This is a genomic window from Francisella philomiragia subsp. philomiragia ATCC 25015 (genome assembly GCF_000156715.1).
Taxonomy (GTDB): Bacteria; Pseudomonadota; Gammaproteobacteria; order Francisellales; family Francisellaceae; genus Francisella; species Francisella philomiragia.
This window is the reverse complement of the sequence record NZ_DS999311.1, coordinates 156,034-172,397: the sequence shown is the minus strand read 5'-3', so window position 1 is coordinate 172,397 and position 16,364 is coordinate 156,034. Positions and strand designations below refer to the sequence as shown.

The following is a 16,364-nucleotide window of genomic DNA, read 5'->3' as shown; positions in this document are numbered from 1 at the left end:
AAAGCTAGGATATGAAATAATGTTAAATAAGAATTTTTTTATAAAAATATTGCTACTAATTGTTTTTGTTATAACTTTTTTTATTGTTATTGCAATTTATAGTTATGTGTTCGCTAGAGTGCAAAATTCGACAATATTTTTTAAATTTTTAGATGTTATCAGGGTGCATAGTTTAGCTCAGATACTATCTTTTGTGTGGATTACTTCCTTACCAGTATTATTAGCTATTTACTACTATCTTTTTTTCGGAGTGATATTTAAGAAGTATATAAAATAAAACTATCAATCTTTAGTTTCATCAATTACATCAGTATCTTTAGGAATGTCAAAATCAAATTTAGTATTATCTATGTCAATATCGGTTTTTAGATCTGAGAAAGAGATTTTAGTAAATTGATTTAAAGAAGTAGATATAGCTAGGTATTCAAGGTTTTCATTATCAGAGAATTTAATTTGTATACTATCAATCATTTGATCATTTTTTGGTTTTAGTAGGTATGTGTTCTTATCTAGTTCTCTAACAGTAAATAGTTTATTTATATTGTCAGTGTTTTTAGAAAGCAAAATAAGATAAGGGAACTGTGCGATATTGTTAGATACTTTTTTTATGATGACTTGTTCTAAGTCGCCATCATAGATCCAAAGCTTTGATCCATTTGAGATGATTTCTTGATTATTAGGAGAAGTAGTTATCCATCTAAAGAACTTAGGCTTTTTTAAACTCATATAGCCTTTTGAGCTAATATTATCACTAGCTCTTCCACCATTAATGAGTTTTTGATCAAAGCTTGCGCTCATTGAGTGAATGTTTTTGATTTTATTTATAAGATCATCACTAGCATTAGCAAAACTATAGTTGATGCTAAATACAAGAGTAACGAGTAAAACTATTTTTTTCATTTAAGAGTCTCTTTTAATTAAAACTTCACGCATGCCGTTTTGGTTCATTTCAGAAACAATACCGTTTTCTTCCATTTCTTCCATCAATCTTGCAGAGCGGTTATAGCCTATCTTTAATTTGCGCTGGACTGCCGATATAGATGCCTTTTGTGTTTTGATAACAATTTCAACAGCTTCGTTGTATAAAGGGTCTTCACTATCTCCACTACTACCAGAGCCCCCACTGCCATTATCAGCATCCTCAGAGGCTTCTAAAATATCTTGTACATAGTCAGGCTCGCCATACTCCTTCCATGACTCTACTACTCTATGTACTTCATTATCATCAACAAAGGCACCATGAATACGCATAGGAGCTCCAAAGCCGGGCTTTAAATAGAGCATATCGCCTTGTCCAAGAAGTTGCTCAGCACCTTGCTGGTCAAGGATTGTTCTAGAGTCAATTCTTGAAGATACCTGGAATGACATTCTTGTTGGAATATTTGCTTTGATTAGTCCTGTCACAACATCAACAGAAGGTCTTTGAGTTGCTAGAATGATATGAATCCCCGCAGCACGAGCTTTTTGAGCAAGTCTTGCAATTAGTTCCTCAACTTTTTTACCGACAACCATAATCATATCGGCAAACTCATCTGCAACAACTACAATGTATGGCATTTTTGTAAGAGTTGGAGCCTCGTGAGCTCTTTCTGGATTCATTTTGATAAACATTGTGTCTTTGAGAGGTCTGCCAGCTTTTTCTGCCTGCTCAATTTTGTCATTGAGTAATGCGATATTTCTAACTCCAGCAGCAGACATTAGCGCATAGCGACGCTCCATCTCTTTAACACACCAACGCAAAGAGTTAGCAGCTTCTGTCATATCTGTAACAACTGGTGTTAGTAGGTGAGGTATGCCATCATAGATAGAAAGCTCAAGCATCTTAGGATCAATCATAATAAACTTAAGCTCATCAGGACTACACTTGTATAGCATGCTAAGAATCATCGCATTTACACCAACAGATTTACCTGATCCGGTTGTACCAGCTACTAGTAAATGAGGCATTTTAGCAAGCTCAGCAAATGTTGGCTTACCGGATATATCAACACCTATCCCCATTAGGGTAGGGGCTTTTGATTTTATAAATTCAGGTGAGGCAAGTACTTCCTTGATGCGTACCATTTGTCTAGTTGGATTTGGTAATTCTAAACCTACATAAGGCTTACCAGGGATTACTTCTACAACTCTAACAGCTGTAGTTGATAAGGCTCTAGCTAAGTCTTGAGCAATATTGGTAAGTTTGCTAACTTTTGTACCTCTTGCTAAATCTATCTCGTATCTGGTAATTACAGGACCAGGATAAGCAGCAACAACCTTAGCATTTATATTAAAGTCATTTAGTGTTTGTTCAAGTAAAGATGATGTTTCATTAAGTTGTGTTTGAGAAATAACAGTTTGCTTAGGTTCAGGTTCAGTTAATAGATCTAATGATGGTAAATTTGCTTTTTTTAAAGGTTTAATAATAGGTTGAGTTTGGGTGATTGCTCTTAAATCTTCCTTGGTCATTTGTGGTGAAGTCGACTCTGAATCAAACAGATTGCTATCCTCGTTGTCATCAAAATCAATATCAAGTTCCGAGATAGTTTCTTCATGTATATCTGTGCTGGATTCTTTTTTAGGATCTTTAAATGATAGTTCATTATCAACTTTAGTACTTTCTAAAACATCACGGAAGATATCATCCTTTTTAGAGTTTTCATCTTTTCTTAAGCTAATAGAGGCTTCTTGAGAGTTGTTTTTTTCAAGATTCTTTGTTGTAGTCGTTTGTCCCTCAAAAGCATCAAAACCATTTATGTCTGGAATATCTTTATCATCTTTAGGTCTAGCTTTTGTTAAGTAGTTTAGAGCTCGACCTAAAAACATTATTATATTTTTGAAAATATATATCCATGTAGTGCCTGAATATAGTATTAAGCCGATAGACAATGTTATCAGTAGTGTGAAAGAGCCACCTACTGTGCCTAAGTATTTTATAATAAATTTTGCGGTTTCATATCCTAATATTCCTCCAGAGCGCTGAGGTACCCAGTAATTAAAAAAGTTTAGGTAAAGCTCAGATAATCCACAGCAAGAAAGTATAAAAGTAATAATACCAATTGTTTTGATTGTAAACATCAAGTAGCTTAGGCTTTCTTGTTTTCTTTTTAGAAGTAGGATTCTGACAAAATCGATAAGTAGAAAAGGCAGAATGAAGCCAATAATTCCAAAAATTGCGAGTATAAAACTGGATATGTATGCTCCAACTGGACCAGCGTAGTTTTTGATTGTAGTCTCAGAAGATATACTGCTCCAGCCTGGATCATTTATATTAAAGCTAAATAGTGCTATGAAAAGATAAATTATTATGGCAGTCAATATAACTATAAGAGTTATCTTTAGTCTACCTATCGCATGATTTGTTTTATTTATATTGTTGTCAGCCATAGTTTTATAAAATGTTTAAAATTTAATGATAAAAACCAATTCATAATTCTAACAAAAAAAACTCTAAAAATGTTAGACTATACTACTAATTTATTGAGCTTAAGGTTTAAAGGGGCAAGATTTGGCTAGATTTCATATTATTTTAGGATTTATAGTTTGTTTTTTTGCGTGGATATTTTTTCTAATATTTCCACATCTTGATATACAAATAGCGAGTCATTTCTATAACTTATCTGTGCACCAATTTATTGGTGGATATGATGGTTTTTTAGGCTTTTTGCATTGGTTTGCAAGGTTTTTTCCGATATTTTTCTCTATAGCTGTTATTTTGTTCCTATTAGGTTCACTTTTTATTGATAAATTCAAGATTAAGTATAGGAAAGCGATATTTTTTGTAGCTGTGTGTCTCTGGGTCGGTCCTGGTTTGGTTGTTAATTATGTATTCAAAGATCATTGGGGTAGGCCTAGACCTGTTATGGTACAAGAGTTTAATGGCGATAAAGTATTTCAGCCACCATTTGTAATATCATCACAATGTGATAAAAACTGCTCTTTTGTATGTGGAGATGCTTCAATGGGCTTTTGGATATTTGCCTTTATGCCATTAGTAGCTACACGTAGAAAAAAAGCTATAGTGTTTGCCGCTGCAATATTTGCTGGAGGTGGCTTAGGGTTGATGAGAATAGCTCAAGGAGGGCATTTCTTTAGTGATGTGGTGTTCTGTGGCATATTTGTCTATATATGCACATGGATCGTTTATGCGGTTATGTATCGGCAAAAATAACATTGATTTATAGGTCATAAACATACATAATTGAAAATTGAAGATATTGGTTGGAGTAGCATTATGGATTTAGGTTTTATTTTTATGGCTAAGATTTGGAATATTTAGAACGTAGACAAATACGTCTCTAATATTCTATTGATTTCATCGCTTTTAAAAAATCTTAAAACTCCTTAGATACCAACCGTAATAGTGAAGAGCAAGTTTTTACTTTTGATTCTTCGAATTTTTAACAATGCCTTTGGGGAGAGAAATAGTAGATGTCACAAAAGCTCAAACGTGGATTACATACTCGACATATGTCAATGATAGCCTTAGGTGGCTGTATAGGTACAGGCTTATTTGTAGCACTTGGTGGAGCCATAGCAGATGCAGGACCTGGTGGTACGGTTTTAGCATATATTATAATTGCTGTAATGGTTTATTTTTTGATGGCTAGTCTTGGTGAGATGGCTGCTCATAGTCCTGTTAGTGGAACATTTTGTGAATATGCAACTCGTTATGTTGATCCTGCTTTGGGTTTCAGTACAGGTTGGAGTTATTGGTTTAACTGGGCGATAACTGTAGCAACAGAAGTAATTGCGGCTGCGATAATTATGCAGTACTGGTTTCCAGGAAGCTCTATATTATTATGGAGTGCATTTTTCTTTGTACTGGTATTTGCTTTGAATATATTCTCAGTGAAAGTGTACGGTGAGGTTGAATATTGGTTATCATTTATCAAAGTTTCAACAGTTATTATATTTATTATTGTCGGTTTCTTATCGATTCTTGGTATGGTTGGAAATCATGGCAGTGTAGGTTTTGAAAATTGGCGTATAGGCGATGCACCATTTCATAATGGCTGGTGGGGATTTATCTCTGTATTTATGATTGCGGGATTTTCATTTCAAGGGAGTGAACTTATAGGTGTGACAGCTGGTGAAGCTAAAGATCCTGATACATCTATTCCTAAGGCTATTAAACAAACTTTTTGGCGTTTGTTTATATTTTATATATTAGCAGTAGTGATAATTAGTTTCTTGATTCCATATAATAATCCTTCTTTGATACAGTCTAGTGCTGGAGATGATATTTCGGTTAGTCCGTTTACGATTGTTTTTGAGAGCGTTGGCTTAAGCTCAGCAGCTACTATTATGAATGTGATTATTCTTACTGCGATAATATCGGCATGTAATGCTAGTATGTACAGTGCAACTAGAGTTTTATGGCATTTAGGTAGAATTAAGCAAGCACCACAATTTTTTGCTACTACTAATTCAAAAGGCACGCCAATGATTGCTCTTTTAATTACAGCTTTAATTGGTAGTTCATTTTTCTTTGTGTCATTTGTTGGTAGCGGACAGATCTTTACATGGTTAGTTAATGTATCAAGTTTGGCTGGATTTATAGCATGGTTTACAATTGCTCTGAGTCATTATCGTTTTAGAAGAGCATATATCAAGCAAGGAAAGAGTCTAAGTGATTTGCCTTTTGTCGCTAAGTTTTTTCCTTGGGCACCTATTATCGCATTAATTTTGGTTTCTGTTGTTATAGTTGGGCAAGGTGTAACTATGCTGACAATGGAAGGTAGAAGTTGGTCGAGTGTTATAATTGAGTTTCTATCAACTTATGTAGGTTTCTTTGCATTTGTGATACTATATTTTGCATATAAGTTTATTAAAAAAACGAAACTGATAAAATTAGAGGATTGTGATCTTTCAAGAGAGTCATAGTTTTAGTTATTATGAACACTTTTTTTATTCAAGGTAAGGCTGGCCGGATTGAAGCAGCCTATGATAAAGTCAAAGATGCTAGTCAAGAAGTCGTGGCTGTAGTATGCCACCCTCATCCACTATATCAAGGTAGTATGCACAATAAGGTTGTAACTACTATCTCTAGAGCTATGAAAACACTTAATATTGAGTCGTATAGATTTAACTATAGAGGAGTTGGGGATAGTCAAGGAGAGTACGGAGATGGGGCTGGTGAGTTAGAGGATCTGATTTCTGTCTGTGATTGGATTAGGGAAAATACTCACTTTAAAAAAATCATATTGTGTGGATTTTCATTTGGTGGAGCCATAGCATATATGAGTTTAAATAAGATGGATAATGTTGTGGGTTTAATAACTATAGCACCAGCAGTTGATAGATTTGATTTGACTAAATTTGATGAGCCTAAGAATCTTCCATGGTTAGTCATCCAAGGTATAGATGATGATACTGTAAACCCTAATTCTGTTTTTGATTTTACTCTTAAAACAGTTAAATCTGAGTTGACATTGGTTAAAATGAACGAGGTTGGGCATTTTTTTCATGGTAAGCTTATACAGTTAAAAGATGAAATAGAAAAATTTCTTATACCAATTGTAGATAAACTATAAAACAAAAAGGATCAAAGCAAATGAATAGAAATGTGGCACTAGAGGCAGTAAGAGTTACTGAGCTAGCAGCTCTAGCATCATGGAGTCAGATGGGTAGAGGTGATAAAATTGCTGCAGACCAAGCAGCAGTTGATGCAATGAGAAAAGCACTAAATGAAGTGGCAATCGATGGTACTGTTGTTATTGGTGAAGGTGAGTTAGATGAAGCGCCGATGTTATATATCGGTGAAAAGGTCGGCTCTGGTGGGTGTGAGGTTGATATAGCTTTAGATCCGTTAGAAGGTACGACTATAACATCTAAGGGTGGTCCAAATGCTCTTACAGTTTTAGCAGTAGCTGATAAAGGTGGATTCTTAAATGCACCTGATGTATATATGCAAAAAATTGCAGTTGGAGGTATTGGTGCTCCTAAAGGTATTGTCGATTTGGATGATTCTGTTACAGAAAATTTAAGAAGAATAGCTGAGTTTAAGGGTGTACACATGTCTGCACTAGTTGTTTGTACTATGGATAGACCTCGTCATGCACACATCATTAAAGAAGCACGTGAATGTGGTGCTAGAGTTGTTCTTATTGATGATGGTGATGTATCTGGAGTTATCTCTACAGCTACAGAAGGCTCCGGTATAGATGTTTTTATAGGTACCGGAGGAGCTCCTGAAGGAGTTCTTTCTGCAGCTGCTCTTAAGTGCCTTGGCGGTCAAATGCAGGCTAGATTAGAGTTTCATAGTGATGAAGAAGTCCAAAGAGCTCATAGGTTAGGTATAACAGATCTTAATAAAAAATATGATATTGATGATTTAGCATCTGGAGATATTGTTTTTGCAGCTACAGGTGTTACAGATGGTAATATGCTTAGAGGTGTTAAGAGAGTTAACAGTACTCGTAGAGGCTCATATGCTGTTACTCATAGTGTAGTTATGCGTTCAACAACCAAGACTGTTAGACATATTACCGCAGAGCATAGCTTTGATTTTAAAGATGGTGTCGAAAAATTCATGTCTTAATAATCATCTGAATATTTTAATTTTCTTTTATTTAACTTGCTAGTAAATATTATTAAATTAGTATTTTAAAATACTTTGTCAAGAGAATCTCTAATTTAAACTTCTGTTGTAAAACTTTCAAATAGCATTTGAAAATGTTAAGTTTATAGAATGTGTTTTTAAAATAGTCATTAGGTAATGAGTCAAAATAGCATACTTTGGGTTACATTTGTAATATATATTCTAATTGTATTTAGCATCGGAATATATTCGTATTTTCAAACGAAAAAAGTTTCGGATTATATGTTAGGAGGTCGATCCTTAAGTGCGCCAATAGCAGCATTAGGTGCCGGCGCTTCAGATATGGGATCATGGTTACTGTTAGCTCTACCAGGGGCTTTTATGGTTTCTGGTTTTAACCAAATATGGTTGCCATTAGGTTTATCCTTAGGAGCTTTTGTTAACTGGGGTGTTATCGCTAGAAGGTTACGTATTTATACGGAAATTGCTAAGGACTCCATAACAATCCCAGCATATTTTGAAAATAGATTTCATGATAATAAAGGTACAATAAGATCATTGACAGCAGTAGTAGTTGTTATTTTCTTCACTATTTATACAGGAGCGGGATTTGTTTCTGGAGGAGTGTTGTTTAGCTCAATGTTTGGTATCTCCTATCATGAGGCTTTATTACTAACAGCGACGATTATATTTGTCTATACATGTGTGGGTGGTTTTTTAGCAATATCATGGATAGATTTCTTTCAAGGAACTTTGATGCTTTTAGCTTTGTTGATTGTACCAGCAGTTGTTTATTTCAATTTAGGCAGTACAGATATTTCAGCTGCGTTATCAAATATAAAAGTGGATGGTTTCTTTGATGTAACCTCTGGAGTTCCTTTGATCACTATAGTGTCATTACTTGCGTGGGGATTAGGATACTTTGGTCAGCCTCATATTATTGTGCGATTTATGGCAATAAAAGATCCGAACAAGACTTCGCAAGCTATGTGGATTTGTATGACATGGATGATATTGGCATTAATAGGAGCCGCTTGTGTAGGTATACTTGGTGCTGCATACTATAGTGATAGTTTAGCTAATCCAGAATCTGTATTTTTGAAATTATCATCAGTGTTTTTTAACCCTTGGATGGAGGGTGTACTATTAGCAGCTGTACTATCAGCGGTGATGAGTACATCATCTGCACAATTGCTATCATTATCTAGTGCTTTTTCGGTAGATGTATATGCTAAGTTTATCAGAAAGAATGCCTCTCATAGAGAGCTTTTGAATGTAAGTCGTTTGATAGTATTATTAGTGGCAATATTTGCAATTATCTTGTCATATAATCCTGAGACGAGTATTTTGAATTTGGTAGGTTTTGCTTGGGCGGGTCTTGGTAGTTCATTTGGTTCAGTAGTGATATTTTCATTATTTTGGTCTAGGATGAATAAAAATGGTGCTATTGCCGGAATCCTTGTGGGTTCATTGACAGTTTTAGTTTGGCCACTATTTGGTCATTTAGGTGGCTGGTTTAAGGTTTATGCTATGGTTCCAGGATTCGCTTTGAGTAGTATATGTATAGTGGTATTTAGTTTATTAACCTCGAAGCCAGAAGAATCTGTGCAGTTAGAATATCAAAAATATAAACAATCATTATAATTACTTATTGTTAGTGGTACTTTTTTGGAGTAAAATTCTCATCATTTGGATTCTATGATTTTTTATGAAAAAACTGTTATCTCTTATAGCAGCTTTACTAGTTCTTTATGGTCTTTCACAAGTTGGTGAGACTCTTGCAAGTATAGCGCTACTATCTTTTTTGTGTTGTTTTGTTGTCTATCTATTCGTGACATCTAAGTCTCGCAAGTTAAATCTTATAACGATAATATATGTATTGTTAAGTTTTGTGTTTGTTGTATTTACTACATGCGCGATATTGAGTGTTGATTATAACTCTCATCCATTTGTATCAATGTTGATATTGTGTATATTGTTACCTACTTTCTTTTTACTTGGTTATAGAATTATTTTGAGCATTCATTGTTTCATTGATAGTCTTTTCGGTAAAAATAAAAAGTTTGAGGAAACTGATGAAGAACTAGGGTGCTCTGTCGTTATAACCACACGTAATGAACCTTTTGATGTTTGTAAATTAACTTTTGATTCGGCATATCAACTTGATTATCCTGCTGATAAAATCGAGATAATAATAGTTGATAACAGTGATTTAGATCATTCAGACTTCTTGAATTGGCAAGGTTATGTTAACAAGCATAATATGCAAGATGGTATAAGTTGTAAGTTTATCCATAGAAATGGTACAGAGGGTTTTAAACCACGCAATCTTGATATTGCAATGCAACATATTAATTTTGATTATGTATTGTTTTTGGATGCTGATTCGACTTTACCTCAAAGTGCATTAAAAGTAGGGTTACCAGAGTTTAAAAAAGATAATAGACTTGGTTTTGTTAGTTTCTTGATAGAAAGTACTAACTATAGTACTAATTTAGTTACTAAGGTCGCTAGTATTTTCCAAAATACAATTCGCTATTTTAATGAGTTTGTAGGTAAATATGGCTATTGTAATTATCAAGGGCACAATGGTATTTGGAGTAAACAAGCGTTACAAGCAACATCTAAATGGGAAGAATATTATAAATCTCAAGTTATGGTTACAGAAGATATTGCGGCTGGATTTAGGTGTTATGAAGCAGGATTTAATAGTAAGCCTATTTTTCTTAAAACAGGAGAGTGGGTTCCTACATCTCTCAAAGAGTTTGAGAAAATGTGGTTAAGATGGTCTTTTGGTGGTATGCAAGTAATGCATAAATATATGTCAAATATTATAAGCTCATCTAATCTAAATTTTAGAGTGAAGCTTGATATGTTATATTTACTATTTAAGGTTGTAGCTTCAGGTTTTCCAATATTTGCACTATTATTGGTTATTTTCCCAAGAAATAATATAGCTTTTGTGTCGATAGTAAATGTGACACTTATTCCATTGCTTATACTAAGTGTTTGGTATTATTTATACGGTGATATAAAAGGTAGTTTTATAAGTAAAGTTTCTCAAATTTATATTGCGATGTTTATGTTGTCTTCATTTGTATTTTGGTGTGGTATAAAAGCAGAAATAAATTATTATCTAAATAAGCCTCAGGGCTGGAAACCAACAAGTAAGGTCTTTGATAAAGTCGAAGGTTGGGCGCAAGTTATATATGATAATATTGGTAAGTTAAGCTTTTCTTTGGTTGGTTTGACTATAGCTATTTATTCTATTTTTACACTTTATTCTCAAACTGACTTTTATTTGTATATGTTATGTATGCTGCCGAGCATATTACTTTTTTTGAATACTATTTTATGTGTGCTAGTATTAGGTAGAGCGAAATACTAGAGAAATATTAATGATTGAATACGATAATGTTGTCTATCTAATTGTTGCTTTTGGCTTTGTTTTACTTAATGCTTTTTTTGTTATCGCTGAATTTTCACTAGTTAAAATAAGAAGCTCTCAGGTTGAGATTTTAAGTAAGAAAAAAGGGTTAAAAGGTAAGATACTCTATAAAGTTCATACTAATATTGATATTTATCTTTCAGCTTGTCAATTTGGTATCACACTAGCTTCATTAGGTTTGGGTTGGATTGGTGAGCCTGCTTTTTCTGAGCTTTTGGAACCTGTTTTTATGTTTTTTGGAGTGACAGGAAGTCTCTCAAAAATTATTGCTTTTGCAACTGGGTTCGCGATTATATCATTTTTGCATATAGTGATTGGTGAGCTTATGCCTAAATCGATGGCTATTAGACAAACAGAAAAACTATCCTTATTGACGTGTATACCATTGTATGCATTTTACTGGTTAATGTTTCCTTTTATATGGGTACTAAATATTACAGCGAATAAGCTTCTAAAGTTGTTTAAGTTAGATACGGTAGCAGAGGCTGAATATGGTTATACTACAGATGAAGTCAAAATTATCCTAAAGAGTAGTCATCTTAAGAAGCCACTTACAGAAGAGCATAGGGATATATTACTTAGGATGGTTGAGTTTTCGCATTTACAAGCAATTGACGCTATGAGACCTATCGAAGAGATGGTTGTGATTAATTATAGTCTATCAAATAGAGAAAAGCTTGAAGTAGTTAAAGAAAACTTGTACACAAGATATCCTGTTTATCAAGGCAATAAAAATAATATTATTGGAGTTATTCATACAAAAGATATTCTTTGTGCTTTAGATAATGACTTACAACAAGAGAATCTTAGACCAATATTGAAAGTATCTCATCATGATCAGTTGATTGATGTTTTACGTAAATTTCAACAAGGTAAACCACACTTTGCATTAGTTTACAAAAAGAACAAGCTTATAGGCTTTATTACATTAGATAATTTGTTAACAATAATGATTGGTAGAATTTCAGATGAGTTCCATCTTGTTAAAGAGCCATGGATAACCTTGGCAAATAATAAGTTTTTGATAAAAGCTAACGCACCTGTGTACGCAATAGAAAGATTAGCAGATGTTGACCTATCTGAATATCTGGTAGATACAGTTATTGACTTATTAACTAATTTATTCGGGCACTATCCATCTGTAGATGATATTTGGGAGCAACAAATGTTCATCGTTCGACCATATCGTTTTGAAAACGGTTCTTTAGAAGAAGTTATTTTAGAACTTAAATAGGATATTTAAAATTAAATCTCTGAAAAAGTGACTTAAAAAAATAGCTATGTTAGTATATGGCAGAAATTTTCTTAACAAAATGATTGAATGTTTAAGTATAAGCTTTATAAGGCGAATAAACAAAAAGGAGTATCTCTGGTCGAGAGTATAATCTCATCAGGATTGATTTTGTTTGTTTTATCATCATCATTCTTGATAATAAACTCATCAATAACGACTTCAGTAATAGCAGAAAAGAAAACACAGCTAATACAGCAGTTAGATAAAAAAATAGCTGTTTATATTTTAACAGGTAAATTTAATACAAAAGCTATTGGCGATGATTATTTCTCTCAGAAAAGAGTTAGTGATTCTAAAATGACTAAGTTTGTCGCTAAAAATAAAGATTTTAATATATGTGTTGCTAAGGAAATTATCAAATATGGCTCAAACTTATAGAAACCGAATTACTTGGGGTTTTACATTAGTTGAGCTTATGGTTGGTATTACTATTTCGATTATTGTAATTACAATGGCTGTTAATATATATATTTCTATCAAAAAAAGTTACAACAAAGCCAAGCTTAATACCGAGCAAAATATAAAAATCATTTCCGCTCAGAAAGTATTATCAGATGCTATCATCAATGCTGGACTATCATGTAAATATGGAGATAATCATCAGACCTACGTAAATCGAACTGGAGAAAATCCTCAAGAGTTTAAATTTTTGTATGATACTTCATCAGTTAGAGTGGGAAAGATATCGTCGATTGAAGGATTTCTTCAACAGTCTCTGTATACTAAACAAAGATTTTTGTATCAACCAAATACAAATTACTTAATGATTAAAACAGACAGCTCATCTAGCGAGCTTACTCAAAAACCATTAAATTTAAGCTTATATTTACAAGATTTTCAGCAGTGGCAAAAAGGGGATTATTTGGCACTATGTAATAATGATTATATTGATATTGTAAAAGTACTAAAAACTGATAATACTACAAAAACGATTAAGCTGGTTTCAGCACCAACTAACGAATTTAATAAAGGTGATTATGTAGGTAAGATAAATATCCAAATCTTTTATACAGCTGCGGTAGCTAATCTAAAGAATCCGGGTAAATATACTTACTCTTTATATATGTTTGTTAAAAGTGGTGATAACAATGCAGTTACATATCCCCTTGTGGAGGGTGTTTCTAATCTTAAGTTGGCTTATGCAATACTAGATAAAGATAAACTTAGTTGGAAAGAAATATTACAAGATACTAATATTGATCAAATAGATGCAAAAGCTCTAAAAATATCGTTTCAATCCAACAATCAATATTATGATAAAGTAGTGCTAATATGAGTTATTTTGGCTTAGTAAGTTTTACAAAAAAAACAGGATCATCATTGATGCCTGCGATGATATTTGCTTTTGTGGTATTAGTTACTGTATCAAGTCTTACCTATCTTGTTAGATATAATTTATTAAGTATAAAAAGTTTGCAATCACAAGAGATAGCATCGACAGTAGAGCAACAATATATCCAAGAAATATCTCAAAAAGGTGTTATTGCTATAGGGGATACTAGCTTTGGGAGCTACCATATAGAAAATACATTACAAGATAGTCAACCTATATTTTCTAATAGAAATGTCACGATAAACCTCTATGATTCACAACCTGCGGCTATAAGTGTGGATATAAAACATAAACTTTTCTATAGAGATGAATTAATGTTAAACAAGGAGATTTTGTATAAAAAATTACCGTATCACTCAATGATTAATTATGATTCATCATTAGTGCCGATCAATGTTCCGTATATTGACGTTGCCAGAATGAATAGTTTACAGAAGTTCTATAGGCTTAATTCAAGTGAGCAAATTAGTGATACAGAGCGAGGTTATATAGGTTTTATTAAGAAAGAATATGACTGGCTATTAATATCAGTGAACAAAAATGTTCAAATAATAAGTCTAAAAAACTTAGATCTTTCTGAAAACTATAGCTTAAAGATTGGTTGGCAACTTAGTAAGGGTAGTTGGCAAATGTTATTAGCAATATATGATAAACAACATTTGTATATATTCAAAACTAAGCTTAGTAATCTAATAAATAATTTACCTAAAGCAATCTTAGATTTATCAACACCAATCAAAATGACCGATACACCAAAAGATATAGTAACATTAGATTGGTATTATCAGTCAAATGAGTCAATGCCAAGTCTAGTAATTTTGTCTACGCGCAAAGATAATGCAGGCAATATAAATGTAATTGTCCAAGATGTTGAGTATGATCAATCTAACAGCAGGTATATCATTTCAATAAAAGATATCATAGATACTAGAGTGGAGATTAGTGATAATAATATTTATGTGCAAGTATTAGATCCAACAAGAACTCTCGCAAAAAGCTTTTTATATCTTTTTATCGGAAATAAACTTGTAGTATATGGTTTAGGCAACTCTTTTGATACTAGTAAAAAACAAGTGAACTTAGATAGAGTTGTAGAAAATGCTCCAATAATTGTTAGAAAGAATCAGTATAGCAACTATATTTTAGTCTATGAAGGAGATCATTATTATCAGTACTTATATACTACTAATACAAAGCTCATAAGCATATCAAATCCAGTAGTATATCCTAAACAAAAGATCCAGAATATAATAGTTAAATACGGTTTAAAATTCATAGTTACTGATAGCAAAATATATATAGAAAATTTTAATAATCAACGAATTGAAACGGTTCAAATATAGATAAATAATATGTTAAAACTAAAATCTGTCTTATTGATATCTATTTTTATTTTGGTTTCTAATTTAGTGTATGCTATTAATTGTCAACTTATTGATAGTCAGAGTGGTTATAAAGGATTTATAGACTTTAGTTGTGATACAGATATATCATTAGATGATAATAAAGCGATTTTTTATTTAATTGGTGATAATGTTGATATCAAGTCTATAGATGTTTCTGATGCAGATGTTAAATATAGTATTGATACTATTGCTGAGAATATCAAGAGAGTTAGTTTGAATCTTTCTAAGAAAACATTATTTGTTGATTTAGACTATACTGCATATAAAGATAAACCAATAAAGATAACAATAACTGCCAAAAAAGATACTAATCTAGAATATAAGATTCTTTGGGGAGGGGTTGTAAAAAACTCATACAAAATTCAAAAAAGTAGTGGTAATAATCTTCAATTTTATAGAACTACATCAAGAGAGCTTTTTGCTGTTAAAGACGGTTTGGGATGTACTATAAAAGCGGATTGTGATGATAAAATAAGTCTTTTAAATCAAGATGGTTTGCAAATGGATAAGCTGGCTAAAGATATTTCAGGTTATTTAAGTTTTGGAATTATTCATCAAGAATTAATTTAAGATTAGGATTAAGATGGTTTGGAGCTAAATAAATATTTTTATGTTAAAATACTATTTACTAATAACTGCTTATTTGATGTGATTATATATTTTGAGACGATGTAAAAAGAACATAAGTGTTAAAAATCCTAAAGGATTTACTTTTATTGAGGTATTAATAGCTTCAATATTAGGTATATTTGTTCTTATGGCGGCTTTCTATGCTATTGGAAATATATTATCAAATGCAGTTTTGACTGAGAAAAAAGTTGAGTTAGCAAATGAGCTAGAGTCTAGAGTAGATAACTATATGCTAACTGGAAGTTTTGATGATAGTTCATTAGGAGATTTGACTTTTAGTAGAGTTGATAGTGGTAGTGGTATACGTGAGTTTGTGGGAACGAACTCTAGCTTTTCATTACAAATTATCAAGAGAGCTTATGTACCTACAACAGTTGCTGAGATTATTGATCGTGAGCTTGGCCCCTATATGCGTCGTGCAAATGAGATATATATTGAGAAAAATGCAAGTGTAATTGATGATCCAGCAGTATTAGCGGATATAGAGATAGCGAGGAATCAATACTTGTCCGATAGTACGAGTAAGTGGTCATCAAGTACAGCAGTGCTATTGAATCTAGGTACCACTCAGATTGTGACAACAGTTCCATTAGCCGATGCGCCACTTGGTTCTGGAGCTTATATAACTGTAGCACCATTTACTAATGCTGATATTACCCCTGCTATTTTATGGCACTGTACTGCTTTTGGTTTTGATTCTGATTTGCTTCCTTCTTGGTGTGTTTTATAGT

Annotated in this window: 14 protein-coding genes; 12 read left to right on the top strand and 2 right to left on the bottom strand. The window is 32.7% G+C overall.

Features of this window, described 5'->3' with window-relative positions; translation table 11 throughout:
• Positions 1 to 282: 282 nt before the first annotated feature.
• Positions 283 to 900: an outer membrane lipoprotein periplasmic chaperone LolA gene (gene lolA, locus FTPG_RS01100; protein WP_004286563.1), complete on the bottom strand. Its 618-nt coding sequence runs from the start codon at positions 898 to 900 to the stop codon at positions 283 to 285.
• Positions 901 to 3,366 carry a DNA translocase FtsK gene (locus FTPG_RS01095; RefSeq protein WP_004286562.1) on the bottom strand — a complete coding sequence of 822 codons (2,466 nt, stop codon included), beginning with the start codon at positions 3,364 to 3,366 and terminating at the stop codon, positions 901 to 903. It lies immediately after the preceding gene.
• 121 nt (positions 3,367 to 3,487) lie between these two features.
• Here FTPG_RS01095 and lpxF point away from each other — a divergent pair, with 121 nt between their 5' ends.
• The 12 genes from lpxF to FTPG_RS09840 all read left to right on the top strand — a co-directional run bounded on the left by lpxF (position 3,488) and on the right by FTPG_RS09840 (position 16,363).
• The gene (gene lpxF, locus FTPG_RS01090) at positions 3,488 to 4,150 is read left to right on the top strand and encodes a lipid A 4'-phosphatase LpxF (protein ID WP_004286561.1); all 663 of its coding nucleotides are present in this window, start codon (positions 3,488 to 3,490) and stop codon (positions 4,148 to 4,150) included.
• Positions 4,151 to 4,410: 260 nt separating this feature from the next.
• Positions 4,411 to 5,865, top strand: coding sequence for an amino acid permease (locus FTPG_RS01085; protein WP_004286560.1), 1,455 nt, complete (start codon positions 4,411 to 4,413; stop codon positions 5,863 to 5,865).
• 11 nt (positions 5,866 to 5,876) lie between these two features.
• Positions 5,877 to 6,515, top strand: coding sequence for an alpha/beta hydrolase (locus FTPG_RS01080; RefSeq protein ID WP_004286559.1), 639 nt, complete (start codon positions 5,877 to 5,879; stop codon positions 6,513 to 6,515).
• A 20-nt stretch (positions 6,516 to 6,535) separates the two neighbouring features.
• Positions 6,536 to 7,522: a class II fructose-bisphosphatase gene (glpX, locus tag FTPG_RS01075; RefSeq protein ID WP_004286558.1), complete on the top strand. Its 987-nt coding sequence runs from the start codon at positions 6,536 to 6,538 to the stop codon at positions 7,520 to 7,522.
• 177 nt (positions 7,523 to 7,699) lie between these two features.
• Positions 7,700 to 9,166 (top strand): sodium/proline symporter PutP, encoded by a 1,467-nt coding sequence (gene putP / locus FTPG_RS01070; protein ID WP_004286557.1) that lies wholly within the window; start codon positions 7,700 to 7,702, stop codon positions 9,164 to 9,166.
• Between the two features lie 64 nt (positions 9,167 to 9,230).
• A complete protein-coding gene (locus tag FTPG_RS01065; protein ID WP_004286556.1) occupies positions 9,231 to 10,910 on the top strand; it encodes a glycosyltransferase family 2 protein in 1,680 nt (559 codons plus the stop codon).
• 10 nt (positions 10,911 to 10,920) lie between these two features.
• Entirely contained in the window at positions 10,921 to 12,204 is a 1,284-nt protein-coding gene (locus FTPG_RS01060) for a hemolysin family protein (protein WP_004286555.1), read from the top strand.
• 87 nt (positions 12,205 to 12,291) lie between these two features.
• Positions 12,292 to 12,642 (top strand): hypothetical protein, encoded by a 351-nt coding sequence (locus FTPG_RS01055; RefSeq protein ID WP_004286554.1) that lies wholly within the window; start codon positions 12,292 to 12,294, stop codon positions 12,640 to 12,642.
• Complete coding sequence (locus FTPG_RS01050; protein WP_004286553.1) at positions 12,626 to 13,540, top strand: PilW family protein; 915 nt, start codon at positions 12,626 to 12,628, stop codon at positions 13,538 to 13,540. Before FTPG_RS01055 ends, FTPG_RS01050 begins: the two co-directional genes overlap by 17 nt.
• Complete coding sequence (locus FTPG_RS01045; RefSeq protein ID WP_004286552.1) at positions 13,537 to 14,940, top strand: hypothetical protein; 1,404 nt, start codon at positions 13,537 to 13,539, stop codon at positions 14,938 to 14,940. Before FTPG_RS01050 ends, FTPG_RS01045 begins: the two co-directional genes overlap by 4 nt.
• Positions 14,941 to 14,949: 9 nt before the next feature.
• Positions 14,950 to 15,573, top strand: coding sequence for a hypothetical protein (locus FTPG_RS01040; protein WP_004286551.1), 624 nt, complete (start codon positions 14,950 to 14,952; stop codon positions 15,571 to 15,573).
• Between the two features lie 91 nt (positions 15,574 to 15,664).
• The gene (locus FTPG_RS09840; RefSeq protein WP_004286550.1) at positions 15,665 to 16,363 is read left to right on the top strand and encodes a type II secretion system protein; all 699 of its coding nucleotides are present in this window, start codon (positions 15,665 to 15,667) and stop codon (positions 16,361 to 16,363) included.
• Position 16,364: the final 1 nt, after the last annotated feature.